The following is a 23,197-nucleotide window of genomic DNA, read 5'->3' as shown; positions in this document are numbered from 1 at the left end:
TCACGCCTCCACGTCGAACATGTCGCGCAGCCCGTCGCCGAGCAGATTGAAGCCGAGCGTGGCGTAGAAAATGGCGAAACCCGGCGCCAGCACCTCCCACCACATTTCCGGCAGGAACTGCCGCCCGTCGGCGACCATCGAGCCGAGATCGGGCGTCGGCGGCTTCACGCCGAGCCCGAGGAAGGACAAGGTCGCGCCGAACAGGATGACGAAGGCGGCGTCCAGCGTCGTCTTGACCGAGATCACCGAGATGCAGTTGGGCAGGATCTCGCGCGTCAAGATGTGCCAGTGGCTGGCGCCGGCGAGCCGGGCCGCCTCGATGAAATCCTCCGCCGCGATCGATTTCGACACCCGGTAGACGAGCCGCGCGTGCCAGGTCCACCACAACAGCGTGATCGCCAGCATGGCGTTGACCAGGTTGGGCTCCAAAACGTTGCCGATCGCCAGCGCCATGACCAGCGGTGGGATCGCCAGCATGACATTGGTGAAGCCGGTGATGATGCGTTCGGTCAGGCCGCTGAAATAGCCGGCGGCCAGCCCCAGCGCCGCCCCGACCGGCACCGCCACGCCGAGCACGCCGACGACCAGCAGCAGCGACACCCGGAAGCCGAACACGACCCGGCTCAAGATGTCGCGTCCGACCTTGTCGGTGCCCAGCAGATGGGCCAGGTCCGGTGCGGAATGACGATTGCGGAAATCGACCACCGCACCGACATGGTCCGGATAGGGCGCGATCAGCGGCGCGAAGATCGCGGCCAGGATGACGGTCGCCACCATGACCGCGCCGATCACCGCCGCCGGATTGCGGGTGAAGCGGTACCAGGCCATATAGCGGGTCGACAGCGCCTCGGGCTGCGGCATCGCGGGAACCGTCATCAGCGCGCCTCCTTGAAACGCAGGCGCGGGTCGATCATCAGCAACACCACGTCGATGATCAGGTTGGCGACGATGAAAAAGAACCCGGACACCAGCACCACGGCCATGACCGCGTTGAGGTCCTTTTGCAGGATCGCCTCCAGCCCGTAGGAGGCGAACCCGCCCCATGAGAACACCAGTTCCACGACGAAGGCGTTGCCGATCAGCGAGGCGAATTCCAGCCCCATGATGGTCAGCGGCGCGATCGAGGACAGTTTCAGCAAATAGCGGAAGATGATCACCCGGTCGGGCACGCCGAAGGATTTCAGCGTCAGCACATGGTCGCGGCGCTGGTGCTCGATCATCGCCGAGCGGGTGATGCGGGTGACCTGCCCGATACCGGCCATCGCCAGTGCCAGCGCCGGAAAAGCCAGATGCTGCAGCGCGCTGACGAAGACGTCGAAGCGGCCATGGGCAATGGAATCGATCAACAGCAGTCCGGTCGGCCCCTGCGGCACGGTCAGCGTGTAGTCGATGCGCCCCAGGATCGGCCAGCCGGGAAAGAAGTTCGCCGCCGCGAGCTGCAGAAGGATGGCGAACAGGAAGCTCGGCATCGTCACGCCGATGATCGAGAAGAAACGGCCGGTATTGTCGATCCAGCTGTTGCGGTAGCGCGCGGTGACGACGCCCAGCGGCACCGATATCACGATCATCAGGAACACCGTCACCAGCACGAGTTCCAGCGTCGCCGGCAGGAGTTCGAGGATTTCGGTCGCCACCGGCTTGCCGGAGATCAGCGAGCGGCCGAAATCGCCGCGCAGGGCACCGCCGACATAATTCACGAACTGGATCAGGACCGGATCGTCGAGCCCCATTTCCAGGCGCATCGCGTCGACCTGCTCCTGGGTGGCGCTGGGGCCGAGCGCGATGCGGGCCGGATCGCCCGGCACGACCCGCGCCAGCACGAAGATCATCAGCGACAGGACCAGCATGACGCCGGCGAAACCAAGCAGCCGCCGCAGCATGACATCGAGCAAATTGGTGTGCATGGGCCTCCGGTTCCGCCTCGTGGCGGCATTGGCTGCCGCGCTGTCATTGCCGGAAGTCTGTCGCGATCACCACGCGTCGATCAAGAGCAAGGCCGGATAGGTTTTGACAGAATAGGTATAGGTTTTTAGGAAGTTTGGTCGATTTTAGCCGGTCACGCGACCCAGCCGAGCGCCTTGGCGGTCGCGATCGCCTCGGCCCGGCGCCGGCAACCGATCTTGCGATAGATGTTGGACAGGTGGAATTTCACCGTCACTTCCGACAGGCCGAGCTGGCGGGCGACGAACTTGTTGGTGCCGCCCTCCACCACCAGCAGAAGCACTTTCATTTCCTTGCGCGTCAGCCCCGCCCGCTGCGGCCCGTCCGAGGCCGGCATGTCGAGCGCCTTGAGCCGGCGCACGGCCTGGCGGACATCGTTGGACACCAGTACGAAGGAGCCGATGCGCTTGTCGTCGAGAAGCGTCGGAACCAGATGCGGCTCTTCGGCCAGCGGCATGATCGTACCGAGCCGCGCGCACGCTTCCAGCGCCTTCAGCATGTCCGACCGGGCCGTGCTGATGTCGCGGTGACGCCGCGCCAGATACGCCGACCACACGCGCAGCGTCACGCGCTGGCGGTCGGTAAGATGGTCGTTGGTCAACAGGGCGCCGATCTGGTCGCGCAGCACCGGTCGGGTCGGCACCTCCCAGATCAGGTGGCGCAACCACGCCATCACCAGCGCGATTTCCTGCGGATCGACGAGCCGGATGAGATTTTCGACCGCCCCCTCGACCCAGGTACGGTTTGCCCGCGACTGCACGGCGGTCAGAAGGTCGGCGGCCTCCTGCCAGCGATTGCCGTTTTGCAGGATGGCGACCTCGCGCAGGGTGATGACGAGCCGGAACCGGTTCGAGCGCCATTCCTGCACGCGCCATTTGTCGAGGAACGCGCGCGCCGCCGCGCTCGACACGTGCCGGCTCAGCGCCTGGCCGCCGTAATTGATCGCCAGTTCGGCAACGGTCGGCCAGATCTCGCCATAGGCGAAGCGGTCGAACTCGTCGTTGAGAAAGCGCACCAGGGTGCGCACGTCGCCCTGCTCGTAGCGGATGACCGCCCTGACCAGCCCGAGCAAGCGCGCATCTGACGGCGTGTCGAACGGCACCCGCGCCAGCGTCTGCTCGGCATGGCGGGCATGGCCGTCGGCGGCGGTGAGCGCGCCGCGCAGCAGGCACAGGATCGCCTGGTAGAGATCGACATAAAAGCCGAGCAGATGGGCCTGCGCCTGCCGATAGTGGTGGCGCGCGCGCCGGGCGATCTCGTCGGCCGTCTCGTATTCGCGCCGGCGCACCGCGACTTCCAGCATGGCGTTGTAGAAGCTGCCGCGCTGCAGATGATCGTCGAGCGCCACCTCGCCGAGCGCGTCGAACACCCGCGCCCGCGTCGTGTCGGTGATGGCGACGTCCTCGTACATGGCCATAAGGAAGCGAAACAGCCTGAAATCGAGCGGAAAACGGTCGCGACCGTCCAGAACCACGTTGAGATTTTGCGCCTCGGGGCCGAAGCGGCGATTGATCAAATGCCGCGCGCGGCTGACATTGCCCGATTTGAGCGCATGCATGGTGTAGGCGAACACAAGCACGTTCTCGTTCTCGCGCCAGGCTTGAGGAAATCCGTCCAAGACCTCAAGACATGCGTCCAGCCCATGGAAATGCATGAAGAATTCCCGGCCGCCGGCATGGAACAGTCGCAGCGCCTCGTCGAAATCACCCTTTTTCTGCGCGGTCAGGATCGCGGCCACGGTGCCGTCGGCGCGCGCCAGCGGCCTGTCTGCCTGCCGGTCCCTGTCCGCCTGCTCCGGGGCCAGCGCGGCGCGGAACGCCGCGGCGAGCGCGACACTGCGAAAGGCCAGCCGGCCGCTGCCCGGCTCGACCGCCACCAGGGCGGGAAAGCGGTCGCACAGCTCCACCAGCCTACCCGCATCGATCCCATCGGCGACCAGGCCCTCCGGCGCGCGGGCCAGCGCCTCGAGCACCATCCGCAACGGATCGGGCAGCAATCCGAGCAGTTCGGCCGCGACCACCGCGCCGGCCTCGTCGGCCGGTCCGGGGCCGACAGCATCGGCACCCGGCGGCGTCACGGCTGGTTGATGCGTCTCATCCTGCGCGTCCATGCGCCTATTTGCCCCGAAAGCGTCTCGCCCGGGACAATGCCGTATTTTCGGCGTCGGTCAAATGCCGGCGTGCGGCCTACACGCTCAGCGCGCGATCTCGGCGATGCCGCCATGGGCCGCCGACCAGGCAAGCGGCGCCTTCAGAAAGCTCTCGACTTCGCCAAGCACATCTGGCGGGAACCGGCCCTCGTCCTTGCACACTTTCAAGACATCCCACCACGTCGCCAGATAATGCAGCCGCATCCCGGCCGCCTTCAGCCGCTCCGGCGCGTCGGGAAAAATATCGTAATAAAACACCGCGAACGTATCGGTGACGCGCGCGCCCGCCGCATTCAGCGCCTCGGCGAACTTGATCTTGCTGCCGCCATCCGTCGTCAGGTCCTCGACCAGAAGGATACGCCTGCCCTCGACCGGCGCCCCCTCGATCTGCGCGTCGCGGCCGAACCCCTTGGGTTTCTTGCGCACGTAGTGCATCGGCAGGCCGAGCGAGTCCGACAGCCAGGCCGCGAACGGAATGCCGGCCGTCTCGCCGCCGACCACGCCGTCGAACTGCTCGAAGCCGACATCGCGCAGGATCACCGACGCCGCGAAATCCGTCAGCGCGGCGCGAATGCGCGGATAGGAGATCAGCTTGCGGCAGTCGATATAGACCGGGCTCGCCAGCCCCGACGTGAACGTATAGGGCTCGTCCGCGCGGAAATGAACGGCCTCGATCTCGAGCAACATCCGCGCCACCGTGGTCGAGATCACCGCGCGGTCGGGAAACGTGTTGGAAAACATAGAGGCGTCCTCGGGCTGGTGGCGGTTCGTGCGACCGGTCGGGGCCTAGACGGCCTCGTCGGCCACGAACCAGTGAATCGGAAACATCGGGTCGAACACCGTCACCGGGCCCGCGCCCGTCTCGATGCGCGGCGGCAAGGCGATCGGGTCGGCAGCGCGTTTCAAAACCATGCGCTCCTCGTTCGCCGGCAAGCCGTAAAATGCCGGGCCGTTGAGCGAGGCGAAGGCCTCGAGCCGGTCGAGCGCCTCGTCCTCCTCGAACACATGCGCCAGGCACGCCATGGTGTTGATGGCCGAAAAGATGCCGGCGCAGCCGCAGGCGGTTTGCTTCGACGCATCGGTGTGGGGGGCGGAATCGGTTCCCAGGAAAAACCGCCCGTCGCCCGAGGTCGCCGCCGCGCGCAGCGCCAGCCGGTGGGTTTCGCGCTTGGCGACCGGAAGGCAGTAATAATGCGGGCGGATGCCGCCGGCCAGGATCGCATTGCGGTTGATGATCAGATGATGGGTGGTGATCGTGGCTGCAAGCCCGTCCGGGTTGGCCAGCACGTAGTCGACGCCGTTCTTGGTCGTCACATGCTCCATCACCACCCGCAGGCCCGGCACGCGCCGGCGCAGCGGCTCCAGCACGCGGTCGATGAACACCGCCTCGCGGTCGAAAATGTCGACATCGGCGTCGGTCACCTCGCCGTGAATGCAAAGCGGCATGCCGATCTCCGCCATCCGTTCCAGCACCGGCACGACCTTGTCGATATCGCGCACGCCGCTTTGCGAATTGGTCGTCGCCCCGGCGGGATAAAGCTTGACCGCGCGCACCACGCCGTCGGCGAAGCCGTGCGCGACGTCGTCGGCGTCGGTCGCCTCGGTCAGATAAAGCGTCATCAGCGGCTGGAACGTCGATCCCGGCGACAGCGCCATCTCGATGCGATTGCGATAGGCCGCGGCGTCGGCCGTGGTCACCACGGGCGGCACCAGGTTCGGCATGATGATCGCGCGCGAAAAATGCGCCGCCGTATAGGGCAGCACACCGGCCAGCATCGCGCCGTCGCGCAGATGCAGGTGCCAATCGTCGGGTCTGGTGATGGTGAGACTGTCCACGCCGTGTGTCCGATCCTTGCGGTGCTCCGCTTTCCCGGCGGGCCGCGCGACCACGCAGCCGGCCGGTTCGAAGCGATAGCAGCCCAATGCCACGAAGCCGCCGCCGAAAAAACCGGCAAATACCCGAAATCCGCAACTTTGTGCCCGTCAAGCCCGCCGACACCGCGCGCTCCGGCGTCCGGACGGTTCCGGCCACGCACCGCTCAAAGCGCGAGGGTCCAGTTCTGGCCGACCAGATCCTGGCCGAAGGAATGGTGGTTTTCCTCCTCGACCAGCACGAAACCCGCCGCCTCGTAGATGCGCCTAGCGCTGTCTAGCACGTCGTTGGTCCACAAGGTCAGCGCCTGATAGTTCTTGGCGCGCGCGAAACGGATCACCTCCTCGACCAGCCGTCGGCCGATGCCCAGCCCGCGCGCCGAGGGCTCGACGTAAAGCAGCCGCAGCTTGGCGGTCGTGTCCGACGCTTTCATGCAAAAGACCGAACCGACCACCGCGCCGTGCCGCTCGGCGACCCAGGCGCGCTCCCGGACCGGGTCGAACGTCTCCACGAAAGCCGAGACAATGCCGGCGATCAGCCCCTCGAACCGTTGATCCAGGCCGTAATCGTCGTGATAGAGGCGGGCCTGGCGATGGATGATAAAGCCGAGGTCGCCCGCTTCGGGCGCCCGAAGCAGATAGGGCGCGGCGGCGTCCTCGTCCGGTCCGAGCACGGCGCGCACCGTGCGCATCGCTTCGACCAGCCGCCGCCGTTCGCTTTCGGCAAACCGGCTGAGCAGCTTCGACACTTCGGCATCGGCGCCGCTTTCGAGCGGCGCGAACTCTTTCCGCCCCCGGCCCGTCAGCGCCAGCACGGACTGTCGCTGGTCGGTCTCGGATTTTTGCCGGACCAGCAAGCCGCGATCCTCGAGCTTTTTGAGGCAGCGGCTCAAATAGCCGGCATCGATTTCCAGGGCGCGCGCCAGAAGGCTCGCCGTCAGACCGTCGCGATGCGCCAGCTCGTAGAGGATGCGCGCCTCGGTCAGCGAAAAGGTCGAGTCCAGCAGGCCCTCGCTAAGCGCTCCGATTTGGCGCGTATAAAAGCGGTTGAAGGCACGCACGGCCGCGATCTGCGCGGATGCGACATCCTCTTGCTCTTGCTCGATCATGGCTGCCCCTTATTTGATGCTAAAATCAATAAAGTAATTGCCAAAGTCAATTATTTGATTTTTGACACGGCGCCTCTACCGTGCGGCTGCATCCGCCGGACGGCGGAACCGGCCACGGAAGGACATCATGACCCCGGATGAGCTCAAGCGCCTGATTGGCCTGCCGCGCGCGCGGCGCGCGCCCGACGTCTCGGTGGTCGAGCGGTCCGAGGCGAGCGACCATATCGTCGAGCGCCTGGCATTCGACTTTGGTGACGGCCGGCCGGTGCGCGGGCTGCTGACGCGCCCGGCAGGCGCCGGCGGGCCGCACCCGGCAGTGCTTTACTGCCATGCTCACGGCAACAAATACGCCATCGGCGCCTCGGAACTTCTCGTCGGCCGGCCGAGTCTCATCGGTCCCTATGGGCCGCTTATGGCCAAAGCGGGCTTCGTGGCCCTGTCGCTCGACATGCCGACCTTCGGCGAGCGGGCCGACGAGACCGAAAACGCCCTCGCCAAGGCCTTGCTGTGGCGCGGCGCCACGCTGATGGGGTTGATGCTTGCCGACCTGCTCGCCGGCTTCGATCACCTGGCCGCGCGCCCCGACGTCGACGCGACCCGCATCGCCACGTTCGGCCTGTCTATGGGCGCGACCCACGCCTATTTTCTGGCCGCCATCGAGCCGCGCGTGGCACGCGCGGCGCACCTATGCGCCTATGCCGACCTCGAAAGCCTGGTCGAGACCGGCGCCCACGACCTGCACGGTCACTACATGACGGTACCCGGCCTGCTTGCCGCCACCTCGACCGGGCGCATCGCCGGCATGGTCGCCCCGCGCCCGCAACTGATCTGCACCGGCGACCATGATCCGCTCACCCCGCCCGACGCCGTCGACACCGCCTACCGGCAGACACGCGCCGCCTATCGCGCCGCCGGCGCGGCCGGCGCGCTCGTGCGCCTGTCGCAGCCCGAGACCGGACATGAGGAAACCCCGCAAATGCGCCGCGCAGTGCTCGATTTCCTCTCCGCCATGCGCTGAGGGGCGCGCCCGCCCTACTCGGCCGGCGCGGCGATCTGCGGCTGCTCGGGCTCCGGCGCCAGTTCGCGCCGGGTGATCAGGGTGTAGAACATCGGCACGACGAACAGCGTGAACAGCGTGCCGACCAGGATGCCGGAAAAGATCACCAGCCCCATGGAATAGCGCGCAGCAGCACCCGCACCCTGCGCCGTGATCAGCGGCACGACGCCCAGCGCCATCGCCGCCGTCGTCATCAGGATCGGCCTGAGGCGCACCTTTGCCGAGGCGATGATCGCCGCGAACCGGTCGAGCCCGTGCTCGTGGCGCTGCTGATTGGCGAACTCGACCAGCAGGATTCCGTGCTTGGTGATCAGGCCGATCAGCGTGATCAGCCCGACCTGGGTATAGATGTTGAGCGTACCCAGGCCGAGATTGAGCGGCACGATTGCGCCGAAGATCGACAGGGGCACCGACATCATGATGATGAACGGATCGCGGAAACTCTCGAACTGCGCCGCAAGCACCAGATAGATGACGATCAGGGCGAGACCGAAGGCAAGCAGGATCGTGTTGCCCTGCTCGGCCTCGAGCCGCGACTGGCCCGAATAGTCGATGAAGAACCCGTTCGGCATCAGGCCCTCCGCGATTTCGACGATCGTCGACAGCCCGTCGCCCGTGGTGACGCCCGGCAAAGGCAGGGCCGAGATCGTGGCCGAGTTCAACTGGTTGAACTGCTCGATCGCCGAGGGAGCGGCATTGGTGTCGATCGACACGACCGCCGACAGGGGCACCATCTCGCCGGTGGCGCTGCGCACGAAGAATTCGCCGATGCGATGCGGATTGTCGCGATAGTCCTGCGGCACCTGGGTGATGATGTCGTAGCTGTTGGATTCACGGTCGAACTGGGCCACGGCCCCGCCACCGACCAGCAGGCTGAGCGTGGTGCCGATATCGCGGATCGGCAGGTTGAGCGCGGCTGCCCGGTCGCGGTCGATGGTCACGGTGACCTGCGGCGCGTCGAAGGCGAGCGAGTTCTGCACCACGATGAACCGTCCGCTCGCCTCGGCCTCGCGCTTGATCTGCTCGGCGACCTCGAACACCTGGCTCGATTCGCCGGTCGCCCGGATGACGACGGAGATCGGCAGACCGCCGCCCGAACCCGGCAGCGAGGGCGGTGCGAACACCAGGGCTTGCACGCCGGCGATTTCCGACAGTCTCGCGGTGATGTCGGCCTGGATTTCCGCTTGCGACCGCTCGCGCTCGGCCCAGTCCTTGAACGACCAGACCGCGATGGCGCTGTTGGTCTGCCCGCCCAGGCCGACGATGGAGAAATTGGCGTCCAGCTCCGGCAGGTCCTTGGTCAGTTCCCGCATCTGCTCGGTGTAAAGCTTGGTATAGTTGGTGGTCGCGTAGCGCGGCGCGTTGACGAGCGCGAACAGCGCGCCCGAATCCTCTTCCGGCGCCAGCTCGCTGGACGTCTTGGTAAACAGATAGCCGGTCAGGCCGAGCAGCACCGCCACGATCATGAAGGTGACGGCCCGGTAGTTCAGCGAACCGGCCACGAGCCGCTCGTAGACATTGGCCACTCGCTCGAACGTGCCGTCGACGATGCGCTGGAAACGGCTGTGATTGCCGGCCTTGAGCAGGCGCGCCGACATCATCGGCGTGATCGTCAGCGCGACGATGCCCGAAATGATGACAGCACCGGCGAGCGTGAACGCGAATTCGCGAAACAGCGAGCCGGTCAGGCCGCCGGTAAAGCCGAGCGGAGCGAACACGGCGGCAAGCGTGATCGTCATCGCCACGACCGGGCCGGTGATCTCGCGCATGCCGCGATAGGCCGCCTGAATCGGGCTCATGCCCTCCTCGATGTGGCGGTGGATGTTTTCCACCACCACGATCGCGTCGTCGACCACCAGGCCGATCGCCAGCACCATCGCAAGCAGCGACAGGAGGTTGATCGAATAGCCCAGCACCAAGAGCAGAAAACACACACCGATCAGCGACAGCGGGATGGTCACGATCGGCATCAGCACCGAGCGGAACGAGCCGAGGAAGAGCAGGATCACCAGGATGACGATCACCACCGCTTCGGCGATCGTCTTGAAAACCTCCTCGATCGAGGCGCTGATCGTCTCGGTGGCGTCATAGACCATGGTCGCCGTCATGCCCTCGGGCAGGCTCGCCTGGATTGCGGGCAGCTCCTTGAGCACGGCCGCCGACGTGTCGAGCGGATTGGCCGACGGGGTCGGGAAGATACCGACGAAGGTGCCCGGCTTGCCGTTGAAGCTCACCACCGTGTCGGTGCTTTCGGCCGCCAGTTCCACGTGCGCCACCTCGCCCAGCCGAACGACGTCGTCGCCCGACGCCCTCAGGGGCAATGCGGCGAACGCCTCCGGCGTCTGCAGTGTCGATTTCAGCGTGATCGAATGGGCGACATACTCGTTCTCGACCTTGCCGGGCGCCGACAGGAAGTTCGAGGCGTTGATGGCGTTGAGCATTTCGGCCGCGGTGATACCGCGCGCGGCGAGCCGCACCGGATCGACCCAGACCCGCATCGAATACTCCGCCGCCCCCAGGATCTGCGCCTCGGCCACGCCCTCGACCGTCGACAGGCGCGGCCGGATGACCCGGTCGAGATATTCGGTCAGCTGTTCGGCGGACATGTTGGGGTTCTGCATCGCCAGATACATGATCGCGAATTGCTGGCCCGTGCCCTTGACGATGGTCGGATCGCGCGCATCCGTCGGCAGGTTGCCGCGCACCTCCTGCACCTTCGACATCACCTCCGTCAGCGCGACGTCGGGGTCCGCGCCCAATTCCATCTGCACCGTCACCACGCTCGCCGACGGCCGGCTTTGCGAGGTGACGTAGTCGACATTCTCCGTCGTCGACACGGCCGCGGCGATCGGCGCGGTGATGAAGCCCTGGATCAGTTCGGCGCTGGCGCCGGGATAGATGGTGGTAACGGTGATCACCGTCTCCTCGACCTGCGGATATTGCCGCACGGTGAGGTTCATCATGCCCTGGAAGCCGAGCAGCAGGATCAGGAAGCCGACCACCGTCGACAGGACGGGGCGGCGAATGAAGATGTCGGAAAAATTCATTGCGCGGCCGCCTCCCCGGAGCGGGCCGCCGCCGGCTCGACGCTGTTGTCGACCGCGACCGGGCCGTTATTGGTCAGCCGGTTCTGTCCGGCGGTGACGACCTCGTCGCCCGCCGATACGCCCGAGACGATCTCGATCACGCCGCCGGCCCGGCGCCCGGTCTTGACGAAGACCTGCCGCGCGATCAGGGCCGGCCCGTCATCGGCGCCATCGCCGTCGGAAGCCTCGGCCGCATCCTCGGCCGGCGCGACCACGAACAGATAGTCGCCGTAAAGGCTGGTGATGAGCGCCGTCTGCGGCACCACCAGAACGTCGCCCTCGGCCGGCAGTTCCACCCGCACCTGGACGAACTGGCCGGGGCTCAGCCGCCCGCCGGCGTCGGTGATTTCGGCGCGCAGCGCGACCAGCCGCGTCTGCGGGTCGACGCGCGGCTCGATGCCGGTGACTTTTCCGGAAAAGTCGAGACTGTCCTCGGACAGGCCGTAGCGGACGGGCAGGCCGATCTCCAAAAGCGGCAGATTCTGCTCCGGCACGCTGAAATCGGCGCGCAACGTGTCCAGGTCCTGCAGCGTCGCCACCGTGTTGCCGGGCGCGATATATTGGCCCTTTTCCACCCGCGGAATGCCGATCGTGCCCGAAAACGGCGCCATGAGCTCCTTCTGGGCAAGCACGGCCTCGAGCTTGGCGACCTGCGAGGCCGAGGCCGTCGCCGCCGCCTGCGCGCTTTCCACCGCCGTCTCCGACCCCACGCCGCGCTTCAACAATTCCTGCGCGCGCGTCAAAACCTGTTTGTCGAGCTGCGCCTTGGCGCGCGCGGCTTCCAGGTCGGCGCGCTGCACATTGTTGTCGAGCACGACCAGGGTCTGTCCCTCTTCGACGCGATCGTTGGCCTCGAACCGGACATCCTGGACGATGCCCGTCGTCTCGACCGTCAGATCGACGCCGCGCGCTGCCCCGACCGTGCCGATCGCCTGGATCCGCGGCGTCCAGGTCAGCGATTCGACCTTTGCCGTCGACACCGTCACCGCCGGCCGCGGCCGATTGGCGAAGAACTGGCTGATCGCCTGGTCCCTGAACATGTTGAAACCGACGAGACCGCCCGCAACCAGCGCGACGAGAACCAGGGCGATAAGGAAGCGTTTGACCATGCGGGGCGGGCTCCGGCAGTTAGGGTCTGGGTATGCTACTCGCTGACGAGACATCCGGCGAGGGCAAAGCCGTTTCGGGCGCTTGCGCGTCGGAGCGCTTAACTGTACCGTCTGGTCGGTAAAGTCAACAGCGATGGGTACGGTTTCGATGGCGCCAAGACGCCCTTCCTCGCGTGCGAAAATACTGAAGGCGGCCGCCGATGTCGCCCGCGAGGCAGGCATCGGCCATTTCTCGCTCGACGCGGTCGCCGCGCGCGCCGGCCTGTCGAAGGGCGGCTTGCTCTACAATTTCCCCTCCAAGTCGAAATTGCTGGAAGCGCTGGTCGAGGAGCATTTGATCGAGGTCGAGGCCGAATTGAGCGACCACGCCGCGCGCCGCGCCGGCAGCCCCAATGCGCTCGCGACCGCGTTTCTGGCCCTCGCCCGCGATCAGGATCGCCCGCAGGATCAACCGCCGTCCGGCCTACTGGCCGCCCTGGCGGAAGATCCGGGTTTCCTCGAGCCGGTGCTGCGCTTCCATCGTCATACGCTCACGCGCATGACCGCCACGGCAAGCGATCCGCATATGGTGCTGGTCGCCTTCCTGGCCGTCGAAGGGCTGCGGCTGACGCGCCTGCTCGGCCTCGACGTGCTCGACGCCTCGGAGCGCGCCAGCGCCTACGCCAAGCTCGAATCGCTGCTGGCTGCCACCACGCCGGCCTGACATCCGCGCCAGGCTTTGCGGTTTTTCGATGGGTTCGGCGCGGCCGCCAGGGTCGGCCGCCGCCCGCCCGGGGCGATCCCGGCAGAGGGCCGACCATGCCCCGGACGCGCCGGGAAAGCCGCCTCAAAGCGTCGTCCAGGCGCCGTCCCGCTGCGAAGATTTCACACAGGCCTCCACGAAGGCGACGCCTTCCACCCCGTCCTCCACGCTCGGATAGAGGACGGCGCCATCGACCGAGCCGCCCGCACCCCGCGCGGCGCGGATCGCCCGGGCCGCCTCGGCATAGATATTGGCAAACCCTTCGAGATAGCCTTCAGGATGCCCCGGCGGCACGCGCGAAAGCCGTCCCGCCGCCTCGCCCGCGCCCGCGCCGTTGCGCGTGATCAGCCGCTTCGGCGCGCCGAACGGCGTGAACCACAAATGGTTCGGGTGCTCCTGCTCCCACTCCAGCCCGCCTTTGGTGCCGTAGACCCGCAGCTTCAGCGCGTTCTCGTTGCCGGGCGCGACCTGGCTCGCCCACAGCATGCCTTTCGCCCCGCCCTTGAAGCGCAGCATCACATGCGCGTTGTCGTCGAGCGGCCGGCCGTCGACGAACGCCGTCAGATCGGCGGCCAGGCTGTCGAGGTCGAGCCCGGTCACGAAGCGGGCAAGATTGAAGGCATGCGTCCCGATATCGCCGGTCGCGCCGCCGACGCCCGAGCGCGCGGGGTCGGTGCGCCACGAGGCCTGTTTCTGGCCGGTGCCCTCCAGCTTCTCGGTCAGCCAGTCCTGCGGATATTCGACCTGGACCACGCGCAGGTCGCCAAGGTCGCCCCCGGCCACCATCGCGCGCGCCTGCCGCACCATCGGGTAACCGGTATAATTATGCGTCAGCACGAACACTTTGCCGGTTTGCTTCACCAGCGCGGCGAGTTTTTTCGCGTCCTCGAGATTGGCGGTCATCGGCTTGTCGCAGATGACGTGAATGCCCGCCTCCAGAAACACCTTGGCGGCCGGATAGTGCATGTGGTTGGGGGTGACGATCGCCACCGCCTCGATGCCGTCGGCCCGCGCCGCCTCCGCCTTCGCCATCTCCTCGAAAGAGCCGTAGCCGCGTTCGGGATCGATCCCGAGCTCGGCCGCCGAGGCGCGCGCGCGCTCGGGATCGGAGGAGAGCGCGCCCGCCACCAGCGCGAACTCGCCGTCGAGCCGGCCCGCGATGCGGTGCACCGCGCCGATGAAGGCGCCCTGCCCGCCGCCGACCATGCCGTAGCGGATCGGTCCGTCGCCCGCCTGTGCCTTTGATGCGCCGACCATGACGGCCCTCCCTATTCGATCCCCATCATCTTCTTCAGCGCCGCCTTGTCGACCTCGCCGCCGGCGAAATCGTCGAAGGCCCGCTCGGTCACCCGGATGATGTGCTGCTCGATGAACGGCGCCCCCTCGGCCGCCCCGTCCTCGGGATGCTTCAGGCAGCACTCCCATTCCAGCACCGCCCAGGAGGCGTAATCATATTGCGCAAGCTTGGAGAAGATGCCGGCGAAATCGACCTGGCCGTCGCCCAGCGAACGGAACCGCCCGGCCCGCTCGACCCAGCCCTGATAACCCGAATAGACACCCTGGCGCCCGGTCGGATTGAACTCGGCATCCTTCACGTGGAAGGCCCTGATATGCTCGTGATAGATGTCGATGAAGGCGAGATAGTCGAGCTGCTGCAGTAGGAAATGCGACGGATCGTAGTTGATGGCGCAGCGCTTGTGGCCGCCGACTGCGTCCAAAAACATCTCGAAGGTCGCGCCGTCGAACACGTCCTCGCCCGGATGGATCTCGTAGCCGAGATAAACGCCGTTTTCTTCGTAGGCGTCGAGGATCGGTTTCCAGCGCCGGCCGAGTTCCGCGAACGCCTCTTCGATCAGCCCGGCCGGGCGTTGCGGCCAAGGATAGAGATAGGGAAAGGCGAGTGCGCCGGTAAACGACACCGACACGTCGAGACCGAGATTGCGCGAGGCCTTGGCCGCCATCGTCACCTGGTCGACGGCCCATTTCTGGCGCGCTTTAGGGTTGTTGTGCACGTCGGCCGGCGCGAACGCGTCGAACGCGCTGTCATAGGCTGGATGCACGGCGACGAGCTGGCCCTGCAAATGCGTCGAAAGCTCCGTCACCTCGACGCCGGCTTCCGCGCAGACGCCCTTGACCTCGTCGCAATAATCCTTCGAGCTTGCCGCCTTCTTGAGATCGAACAGACGTCCGTCCCAGGTCGGGATCTGAACGCCTTTGTAGCCAAGGCCGGCGGCCCATTTGGCGATCGCCGGCAGCGAATTGAACGGCGCGTCGTCGCCGGCGAACTGCGCGAGAAAAATCGCCGGGCCCTTCATTGTCGTCGGCATGGTCTCCTCCCTCTTGGGCTTGCCTGGTCGGCGTGGTCGTACCGGGACCGCACCCGAAGCGGGCAGCATCGCCATGCTCCCCGCACCGTTTGGCGCGCCCTCCTCCCGGGGGGAGCAAGTGTCCAGTCGCGCCGTGTCCGGGAGACCCGCGATCGCGACTGGACATTACCCCGCTCGCATTTTTGGTATTACCAAATTTTCCGTCAGGGTCAAGCCATGCGCCACAAGGCGATTTTGCTCCACAAGGCGCATAATCTTTTTTTTAATCCATGTTTTTCATAGATTTAGACCAAAAATCAGACTCACTGCCGCACATGCTTGCGACCGGTTTGGAAATCCGCTAGAAAAACACCAACGCCAGACTGGTCCAACCAGTTTGCCAGTCAGGCCGTTTCGAGGGAGGAGAGCGTGTGCCCGTGGCGGCGGCGCTCGCAAGCGATTTTGGAGAAGGACGGACCATGCACCTTTCGACGCACAACTGGATGCGCGCCGAGCCGCTCGAGCGCACGCTCGCCCGGATCAAGAAGTTCGGCTACGAATCGATCGAGATTTCCGGTGAACCCACCCAGTACGACACCAAGGAGACGCGCGCCCTGCTCAAGGAGCATGGCATCCGCTGCTGGGGTGCGGTGACGCTGACGCTCGGCGAACGCAATCTCGCCGCCAAGGACCCCGCCCAGCGCGCCGCCTCGGTCGACTACGTCAAGAGCGTGATCACCATGGTCAACGAGCTTGAGGGCGAAATGATCACCCTAGTGCCCTGCACCGTCGGCAAGGTGGTCCCCGACGCCACGGAGGAAGAGGAGTGGCAATGGGTGGTCGAATCGACCAAGGAGTGTTTCGAACATGCGCAGAAGAAGGGGGTTCGCGTCGCCGTCGAGCCGCTGAACCGGTTCGAGACCTATCTGTTCAACCGCTGCGCCCAGGCCTTGGCGCTCGCCGACGCGGTCAGCCCCGAATGCGGGGTCTGCCTCGACGCCTTCCATCTCAACATCGAGGAAGCCGACATCTATGACGCGATCAGGCTTGCCGGCGACCGGCTGTTCGACTTCCACGTCGCCGACAACAACCGTTTCGCGGCCGGGCTCGGCCATCTCGACTGGGCCAAGATCGTCGCCACGCTGAAGGAGATCGGCTATGACGGCGCACTGACCAACGAGTTCGTTGCGCCCGTCGACCGGACGCCGGCGGCGATCTATCCCGACATGGTCGACCGCAATCCGAGCGACATCCCGCCCGAACAGCTCAAATTCATCCAGGATCACGGATCGAGCGTGCTGACGGAGGCATTTTATGCCGACCAGATGCGCATCACGGCGGAAACCATCCTGCCCCTGATCCGCTAGGATCGGGACGGATTCGGCCGTTCCCGCCGCGGCTGCGGGAACGGCACGGGGAACAAGATGCGTATAGCGCGTATTGAAGCTTGGTGGGTGCGCGTTCCCATCGAAAGGAAAAACCAGCATCGAAGCGATTTCGGACAGATCGCGACATTCGATGCCGCCATCGTTCGGGTGGAAACCGAGTGCGGGATCGTCGGCTGGGGCGAAGGCAAGAACGCCGCCGGCAGCGCCGGCGAATATGCCGCCCTGGTCCATTTGATCAACCGCGAGGTCGCGCCGGCGCTGATCGGCCGCGACCCGCGCGAGCCGGGCGTGATCTGGGAAACGCTTTATAACGGCGTGCGTCACCAGACCGCCGCGCGCGCCGGCCACGCCATGCCGCAACTGGCCCGGCGCGGCCACACGCTGGCCGCCATCAGCGCCATCGACATCGCGCTGTGGGACATTTTGGGCAAGCATCTGGGCGCGCCGGTTTGGCGGCTTCTGGGCGGACGCAAGGCCGACAGGCTGCCCGCCTATGCATCGGGCGGCTGGGCCGGCGTCGACACGATCGGCGAGCAGCTTTCGTCCTATATCGAAAAAGGCGGATTCCGCGCGGTAAAGATGCGCGTCGGCGCGATCGACGGCCCGCCGCACGTCTCGGCCGCGCGCGTGCGCGCCGCCCGTGAAGCGCTCGGCCCCGGCGTCGACATCATGGTCGACGCACACGGCACCTTCAATGTCGGCGACGCCAAGCGTTTCGCCGCCCTGGTCGCGGATCAGGACGTCGCCTGGTTCGAGGAACCGGTGATCGCCGACGACAAGCCCGGCATGGCCGAGATACGCGCGGCCTGCTCGATCCCGATCGCCGCCGGCGAGAGCGAGGCGACGCGGTTCGCCTTTCGCGATCTCGCGGTCCTGCGCGCCGCGGACATCTTCCAACCCGATCTCGGCTTTTGCGGCGGCATCAGCGAGGGATGGAAGATCGCCGCGATCGCCTCCAGCTTCAATTTGCGTCTCGCCCCGCATCTGTGGGCCGGCGCACCGTGCTTCTTCGCCGGCCTGCATCTATGTGCCGCATCCCCGGCAAGCTTCATCATCGAATATTCGCTTGGCGCCAATCCGATGATACACGACCTCGTCGAGGAGACGATTTCCGTGCAAGACGGCATGATCGATGTTCCGGACCGACCCGGTCTCGGTTTTACCATCTCGGAGGACTATGTGAGAAAATACGCGGTGGACTGAATGGAATGACTGAAAAAAGCCTGCTCGCCGACCTGGCCGCCTACCTGTTTGCCCATACCGACAAGCAGAGCGCGCGCACGCCCTCCGAGCGTGAGCTCGCCGAGCACTTTTGCGTCAGCCGCGGCCAGATCCGCGAGGCGCTCGCCATTCTCGAAGCCATGCAGATCGTGGAGCGGCGCGCCAAATCCGGCATCTACCTGACCCAGAGCCGGGCGAGCGTGGAAGCGCTGGCGCTGTTTGCGCGCGCCGGGCTGCCGCTCGACCCGGTGCAGATCTACGAGGCGGTGGAACTGCGCAAGATCCACGAGATCAAGGCCTCCGAACTCGCCTGCGAGCGTGCCACGGAAGAAAACTATCAGGCGCTGCGCGCCGTGCTCGACCGCTCCGAAAAGCGGCTGGCGGCGGGCGAATCGCTCAACAAGGAAGATCGCGACTTCCATCTCGAGATCGTCCGCGCGACCAAGAACAGCGTGTTTTACCGTGTGTGCAGCGTCTATTACGTGATGGGCGAAGCCAGGCTGCCGGTCTATTTCAGCGATCCCGAGCGGGGCCGGAAATCCCATGCCGAGCATCTGCAGATCTTCGATGCGCTGGTGCGCCGCGACGGCAATCTGGCCCAGGCGCTGATGAGCGCGCATCTTCAGGGCGCGGAAAGCTACTGGAAGGGCTTGATCGAGCGCGGCACGACGGTGGACGGTTCGGGACCGGCCAACCCCGATCCGCAGCTTGAGAATGTCTGACAAAACCCCGCTCGTCCTGTCCACCCACCCGCTTCACCCGCAGGCCGAGGCCAAGCTGGAGGGGCAGGCCCGGCTGGCGGTCGCCTCCGCGCTCGACGCCGAGACGCTCGTCCGCGAGGCCGAGGCGGCCGAAATCGTCATCGTGCGCACGCCGCTGCCGGCGCACCTGTTCGAACGGGCAACCAGGCTGCGCGCGGCGGTGCGCCACGGTGCCGGGCTCGACATGATCCCGGTCGAGGCGGCGACGGCCGCCGGCGTACTGGTCGCCAACGTGCCGGGCGTCAACGCCCGCACCGTGGCCGAACATGTGCTGTTTGCCGCCATGGCGCTGTTGCGCCGCTTCCGCCTGGTCGACCGCGACCTGCGCACCAAGGGCTGGCTCGCCGGTCGCGCCCATGCCGTTGTCACCAACGAGCTTTCCGGCCGCACGATCGGCATTGTCGGCATGGGCAATATCGGCCGCACCGTCGGCGAGATCGCCACCCGGGGCTTCGGCCTCGACGTGATCGCCAACAGCCGCAATCCGCGCTCCGTTCCCGACACCATTCCCTATCGCGAAATCGACGCGCTGGTGGCCGAAAGCGATATTGTGGTGCTGTGCTGTCCGCTGACGGACGAAACGCGCGGGCTGATCGACGCCCGGCGCCTTGCGCGCATGAAGCGCGAGACCATCCTCGTCAACGTCGCGCGCGGACCGGTGATCAACGAGGCCGCGCTGGTGGAGGCGCTGCGAAACGACCGGATCGGCGGTGCGGCGCTCGACGTCTTCGACACCCAGCCCCTGCCCGCCGACCATCCGCTCCTGGCGCTCGACAACGTGGTGCTGACGCCGCACATGGCCGGCATCACCGAGGAAAGCATGGCCCGCATGGGCCTTGGCGCGGTGGAGGAGAGCCTGCGCATCCTGGCCGGCGAGCTGCCGGTCAATTTCTGCAACCCGGACGCCGAGCCGCGCTACCGGGCCCGCTTTCCGCGCGCGTGAGACGCACCTTTTCGCCGGCCGCCGGCAACGAGCTCCGCAGCCCGCCGCGGCGCGCGAAGTCCTACGAGGCGTGGCGCAGGCTGAGACCGGAGACCCGGTCGAATAAGTGGACTTTCTCGGGGTCCCAGGCAAACCGCACCTGCTCGTCATAGGCGACCTTGGTCTGGGCCGAGACCGTCGCCCTGAGCACCGACGCGCCGGCATGCAGGGTCAGTATCTTTTCCACGCCATGGTCCTCGATGTCGTGGATCGTGGCTTGGCCCGGCGCACCGGCGTCGAGCCGCACATCCTCGGGGCGAATGCCGAAGGTCAGGTCGCGGCCGGCGACCGAGCCGTTGAGCGTGCCGGCGAGCGGCAGCGTCTGGCCGGCCCGCGACAGCGCCGCGCCGCCATCCTCCACCTTGCCGTCGAGCAGGTTCATGGGCGGCGAGCCGACCGCGCGGGCGACGAACGTGTTGCGCGGGCGGGAATAGATTTCCTGCGGCGTGCCGATCTGGACCAGGCGTCCCTCGTTGAGCACGCCGATCTTGTCGCCCATCGACATCGCCTCGACCTGATCATGGGTGACGAACAGGAAGGTCGCGCCGAGATTCATCTGCAGGTTCTTCAACTGCGTGCGCAGCGCCTCGCGCAGCTTGGCGTCGAGCGCCGACAGCGGTTCGTCCATCAAGAAAACGCGCGGCTCGCGCACGATGGCGCGCCCGATCGACACGCGCTGCATCTCGCCGCCGGACAGGCGGTCCGTCTTGCGCTCGAGCAGGTGTTCGATCCGCAAAACCTTGGCGACTCGCGCCACTTTTTCGTCGATTTCGGCGCGCGGCGTGGCGCGAATCTTCGATTTCAGCGGAAATTCGAGATTTTCGCGCACGGTATAGCGCGGATAAAGCGAATATTGCTGCAAAACCAGCGCGACATCGCGCTCGGCCGGGCCCCAATCGTTCACCCGTTCGCCGTCGATGAGCACCTCGCCCGTCGTCGGCGCCTCGAGGCCGGCGATCACGCGCAGCGTGGTCGTCTTGCCGGCGCCGGTTTCGCCGAGCAGCACGAAAAATTCGCCGTCGGCAATCCCCACGTCGAGATTCTTCAGCGCCGTGTGGCTGCCGAATTTCTTGCTGATGTTCTTGAGCTGGATATGGGCCATGCGTGTTATCCGTCCTGGCGTGCGGCGGCGCTGGCGGGCGCGGCGGAAAGGCGGCGGCGCGCCCTCACAGCTGCACGCCCAGCGAGTTGCCCGAGGCGGCGTCGAAGAAATGCGCCTGGGCCGGGTCGATACGGGCAAAGACCTGCCGGCCCGGGCCGCCGACGAAGCCGCTGCGGGTGCGGGCGCGCAAATAGTCGTCGCCGACTTGGAGATCGACGATGTCGTGCGACCCCAACGGCTCGATCAGATGCGCCTCCAGCGGCAGGTAACCTTCGCGCGGCTCGAGCGAAACGTCGATCCCCTCCGGCCGGATGCCCAGCTTGAGGCCGTCCGCGCCGGCCCGCGCCGATTGAAGATGCGACAACAGCGTGCCGGGAAAGGCGAAACCCTTTTGCGAGCCCGGCGGCACCACTTCCGCACTGCCATCGGCGTCCGCAACCCGGATGTCGGTGACGTTCATCACCGGGCTGCCGACGAATTGCGCGACGAACAGGTTGGCCGGCCGGGAATAGACCTCCTGCGGGCTGCCGACCTGCTGCAGAATGCCCTCGTGCATGATCACGATCCGGTCGGCGAGCGCCATCGCCTCGATCTGGTCGTGGGTGACGTAGATGGTGGTCGAGCCCTGCTCCAGGTGCAGCCGCTTGATCTCGGCGCGCATCTCCTCGCGCAGCTTGGCGTCGAGCGCGCCGATCGGTTCGTCCATCAGGATCGCCTTCGGCCGGCGCACCAGCGCGCGCCCGATCGCCACGCGCTGCATGTCGCCGCCCGACAGCGCCGAGGGCCGTTTCGACAGCAGTTCGGTGATGCGCAGCACCTTGGCCACGCTTTGGACCTCGCGCTCGATCCCGGCGCGGTCATGGCCCATCGCCCGCAGCGGAAAGGCGATGTTTTCGAACACCGTCATATGCGGATAGAGCGAGAACGACTGGAACACGAAGGCGATGTCGCGATGCGCCGCCTTGATGTCCTGCACGACCTTGCCGTCGATCAGGATATCGCCTTCGTCGATTGTCTCCAGCCCGGCGATGGCGCGCAGCGTCGTCGTCTTGCCGCAGCCCGACTGGCCCAGAAGCACGATGAATTCGCCGCTCTCGATGTCGAGGTTCAAGTCCTTGATGACCTGCACCTCGCCAAAGAATTTCTGCACCCCGCGAAGTTCGATCTGGGTCATGCCTTGCCCTCGCGATGGTCGGAAACATCGAATACCCGCTCGGCATCCGCCTCCTCGGCGTCCGCCTCGCCGGGGCCGATATGGGTCGTGATGATGAAGCCGATCAGCCCGACGATGATGATGGTCAGCCCGTAGCGGTGTAGAAACAGGCTCCAGGGCTGGCACAAGGCCACCATGCCCAGGATCATCACCGTCTGCGAGGCCGGCTGCAAAAATTTCTGGTTGATCTCGCGAAATCTCATTTGCGGATCGCTCCGAAGGACATGCCGCGCAGCAGGTGATTGCGAAGCAGGAAGGTAAAGATGGCGACCGGCAGCAGGAACAGCACCGTGCCGGCCGCGATCACGGTCCAGTCCGGCAGGCCCGAGCCGATCTGGCTGGGGATGAAGGGGGGTGCGGTCTGCGCCCGGCGATTGGTCATGATCAGCGCGAAGGCATATTCGTTCCAGGCGATGATGAAACAGAACACCGCCGTGGCCGCGATGCCGGTGGCCGCCTCCGGCAGCACCACCTTGAAGAAGGCCTGCAGCCGCGTATAGCCGTCGACCAGCGCCGCCTCCTCGTATTCGCGTGGGATCTCGTCGATGAACCCTTTCATCAGCCAGACCGAAAACGACAGATTGAAGGCGGTATAGAGGATGATCAGCCCGACATGGGTGTCGGTCAGCCCGAACACCCGGTACATCAGGAACATCGGGATCGCGACGACCACCGGCGGCAGCATGCGCGTCGACAGGATGAAGAACAGCCAGTCCTGTTCGCCCGCCACCTTGAAGCGGGAAAACCCGTATGCCGTCAGCGTGCCCATGCCGACCGCAAGCACGGTGGAGGACACGGCGATAATCAGCGAATTCATGAAGCGGTCCGGATAGGCCGACCAGCGCACCTCGCCGGTTCCCGAGCGCACCACCTTTTCGCCGCCGTCGAACACCAGTTGCTCCCACCAGGGGGCCGCGGCGTATTGCTCCTCGCTCGGCGCCTCGCGCAGTTGCGAGCGCCGCAGGAAGAGTTTCACGAACGGCGACACTTCCGGCTCGAACATCACCGTGGGCGGCACGGTGGTGGCCAGGTTGCGCGGCTTGAACGCCGTCGCCGTGATCCAGTAGATCGGGGCCAGGAAGATCAGCGTCACCAGAAGGACGCTGACGATCGCCAGGCGATTGAGCGTGCGTTCGGCCGGGGTGCGGACTGCAGCCAT

At 66.1% G+C, this 23,197-nt stretch carries 20 protein-coding genes; 6 read left to right on the top strand and 14 right to left on the bottom strand.

The annotated features are described in order from the left end of the window. From C7T96_RS13650 to C7T96_RS13625, 6 genes are all read right to left on the bottom strand, one after another. Complete coding sequence (locus tag C7T96_RS13650) at positions 1-876, bottom strand: ABC transporter permease (RefSeq protein ID WP_106571766.1); 876 nt, start codon at positions 874-876, stop codon at positions 1-3. Next, positions 876-1,904, bottom strand: coding sequence for an ABC transporter permease (locus C7T96_RS13645; RefSeq protein WP_106571765.1), 1,029 nt, complete (start codon positions 1,902-1,904; stop codon positions 876-878). The genes C7T96_RS13650 and C7T96_RS13645 overlap by 1 nt, the downstream gene beginning before the upstream one ends. A 152-nt stretch (positions 1,905-2,056) precedes the next feature. Next, positions 2,057-4,051 carry a LuxR C-terminal-related transcriptional regulator gene (locus tag C7T96_RS13640; RefSeq protein ID WP_106571764.1) on the bottom strand — a complete coding sequence of 665 codons (1,995 nt, stop codon included), beginning with the start codon at positions 4,049-4,051 and terminating at the stop codon, positions 2,057-2,059. A gap of 84 nt (positions 4,052-4,135) precedes the next feature. Beyond that, positions 4,136-4,831 carry an orotate phosphoribosyltransferase gene (locus tag C7T96_RS13635; RefSeq protein WP_106571763.1) on the bottom strand — a complete coding sequence of 232 codons (696 nt, stop codon included), beginning with the start codon at positions 4,829-4,831 and terminating at the stop codon, positions 4,136-4,138. 45 nt (positions 4,832-4,876) lie between these two features. Then, positions 4,877-5,926, bottom strand: a complete 1,050-nt coding sequence (pyrC, locus tag C7T96_RS13630; RefSeq protein ID WP_106571855.1) for a dihydroorotase — start codon at positions 5,924-5,926, stop codon at positions 4,877-4,879. A gap of 203 nt (positions 5,927-6,129) precedes the next feature. After that, a complete protein-coding gene (locus C7T96_RS13625) occupies positions 6,130-7,071 on the bottom strand; it encodes a bifunctional helix-turn-helix transcriptional regulator/GNAT family N-acetyltransferase (RefSeq protein WP_106571762.1) in 942 nt (313 codons plus the stop codon). Positions 7,072-7,198: 127 nt separating this feature from the next. Here C7T96_RS13625 and C7T96_RS13620 point away from each other — a divergent pair, with 127 nt between their 5' ends. Beyond that, on the top strand, positions 7,199-8,089 hold the full coding sequence (locus tag C7T96_RS13620; protein ID WP_106571761.1) for a dienelactone hydrolase family protein: 891 nt from the start codon (positions 7,199-7,201) through the stop codon (positions 8,087-8,089). A 14-nt stretch (positions 8,090-8,103) separates the two neighbouring features. Here the strand turns inward: C7T96_RS13620 and C7T96_RS13615 are convergent, their stop codons facing one another. Both C7T96_RS13615 and C7T96_RS13610 read right to left on the bottom strand, forming a co-directional pair. Beyond that, positions 8,104-11,175, bottom strand: coding sequence for an efflux RND transporter permease subunit (locus tag C7T96_RS13615; RefSeq protein WP_106571760.1), 3,072 nt, complete (start codon positions 11,173-11,175; stop codon positions 8,104-8,106). Further along, on the bottom strand, positions 11,172-12,323 hold the full coding sequence (locus tag C7T96_RS13610; protein WP_106571759.1) for an efflux RND transporter periplasmic adaptor subunit: 1,152 nt from the start codon (positions 12,321-12,323) through the stop codon (positions 11,172-11,174). Before C7T96_RS13610 ends, C7T96_RS13615 begins: the two co-directional genes overlap by 4 nt. A gap of 148 nt (positions 12,324-12,471) precedes the next feature. Between C7T96_RS13610 and C7T96_RS13605 the strand changes: the two genes are divergently transcribed. Then, positions 12,472-13,026 carry a TetR/AcrR family transcriptional regulator gene (locus C7T96_RS13605; protein ID WP_106571854.1) on the top strand — a complete coding sequence of 185 codons (555 nt, stop codon included), beginning with the start codon at positions 12,472-12,474 and terminating at the stop codon, positions 13,024-13,026. Between the two features lie 123 nt (positions 13,027-13,149). Here the strand turns inward: C7T96_RS13605 and C7T96_RS13600 are convergent, their stop codons facing one another. Together C7T96_RS13600 and C7T96_RS13595 are read right to left on the bottom strand one after the other, a co-directional pair. Further along, complete coding sequence (locus C7T96_RS13600) at positions 13,150-14,322, bottom strand: Gfo/Idh/MocA family oxidoreductase (RefSeq protein WP_106571758.1); 1,173 nt, start codon at positions 14,320-14,322, stop codon at positions 13,150-13,152. Between the two features lie 11 nt (positions 14,323-14,333). Further along, positions 14,334-15,392, bottom strand: a complete 1,059-nt coding sequence (locus C7T96_RS13595; RefSeq protein WP_106571757.1) for a sugar phosphate isomerase/epimerase — start codon at positions 15,390-15,392, stop codon at positions 14,334-14,336. Between the two features lie 458 nt (positions 15,393-15,850). On the opposite strand from C7T96_RS13595, the gene C7T96_RS13590 reads away from it, so the two are divergent. From C7T96_RS13590 to C7T96_RS13575, 4 genes are read left to right on the top strand one after another with little or no spacing between them, the layout of a single operon-like run. Further along, positions 15,851-16,738, top strand: a complete 888-nt coding sequence (locus C7T96_RS13590; RefSeq protein WP_106571756.1) for a sugar phosphate isomerase/epimerase — start codon at positions 15,851-15,853, stop codon at positions 16,736-16,738. A 57-nt stretch (positions 16,739-16,795) separates the two neighbouring features. Beyond that, positions 16,796-17,962: a mandelate racemase/muconate lactonizing enzyme family protein gene (locus tag C7T96_RS13585; protein ID WP_106571755.1), complete on the top strand. Its 1,167-nt coding sequence runs from the start codon at positions 16,796-16,798 to the stop codon at positions 17,960-17,962. Positions 17,963-17,967: 5 nt separating this feature from the next. Then, positions 17,968-18,702 carry a FadR/GntR family transcriptional regulator gene (locus C7T96_RS13580; RefSeq protein WP_106571754.1) on the top strand — a complete coding sequence of 245 codons (735 nt, stop codon included), beginning with the start codon at positions 17,968-17,970 and terminating at the stop codon, positions 18,700-18,702. Continuing rightward, positions 18,695-19,684 carry a hydroxyacid dehydrogenase gene (locus C7T96_RS13575; RefSeq protein ID WP_106571753.1) on the top strand — a complete coding sequence of 330 codons (990 nt, stop codon included), beginning with the start codon at positions 18,695-18,697 and terminating at the stop codon, positions 19,682-19,684. Before C7T96_RS13580 ends, C7T96_RS13575 begins: the two co-directional genes overlap by 8 nt. Positions 19,685-19,745: 61 nt before the next feature. Here the strand turns inward: C7T96_RS13575 and C7T96_RS13570 are convergent, their stop codons facing one another. From C7T96_RS13570 to C7T96_RS13555, 4 genes are all read right to left on the bottom strand, one after another. Further along, positions 19,746-20,825, bottom strand: coding sequence for an ABC transporter ATP-binding protein (locus C7T96_RS13570; RefSeq protein WP_106571752.1), 1,080 nt, complete (start codon positions 20,823-20,825; stop codon positions 19,746-19,748). A 64-nt stretch (positions 20,826-20,889) separates the two neighbouring features. Beyond that, positions 20,890-21,999 carry an ABC transporter ATP-binding protein gene (locus C7T96_RS13565; protein ID WP_106571751.1) on the bottom strand — a complete coding sequence of 370 codons (1,110 nt, stop codon included), beginning with the start codon at positions 21,997-21,999 and terminating at the stop codon, positions 20,890-20,892. Then, positions 21,996-22,241 carry a hypothetical protein gene (locus C7T96_RS13560; protein ID WP_106571750.1) on the bottom strand — a complete coding sequence of 82 codons (246 nt, stop codon included), beginning with the start codon at positions 22,239-22,241 and terminating at the stop codon, positions 21,996-21,998. The genes C7T96_RS13565 and C7T96_RS13560 overlap by 4 nt, the downstream gene beginning before the upstream one ends. Beyond that, the gene (locus tag C7T96_RS13555; RefSeq protein ID WP_106571749.1) at positions 22,238-23,197 is read right to left on the bottom strand and encodes a carbohydrate ABC transporter permease; all 960 of its coding nucleotides are present in this window, start codon (positions 23,195-23,197) and stop codon (positions 22,238-22,240) included. The genes C7T96_RS13560 and C7T96_RS13555 overlap by 4 nt, the downstream gene beginning before the upstream one ends.

The organism is Nitratireductor sp. StC3 (assembly GCF_003015025.1).
In the GTDB taxonomy this organism is placed as follows: Bacteria; Pseudomonadota; Alphaproteobacteria; order Rhizobiales; family Rhizobiaceae; genus Mangrovimarina; species Mangrovimarina alexandrii.
This window is presented reverse-complemented; position numbering and strand designations above follow the sequence as displayed.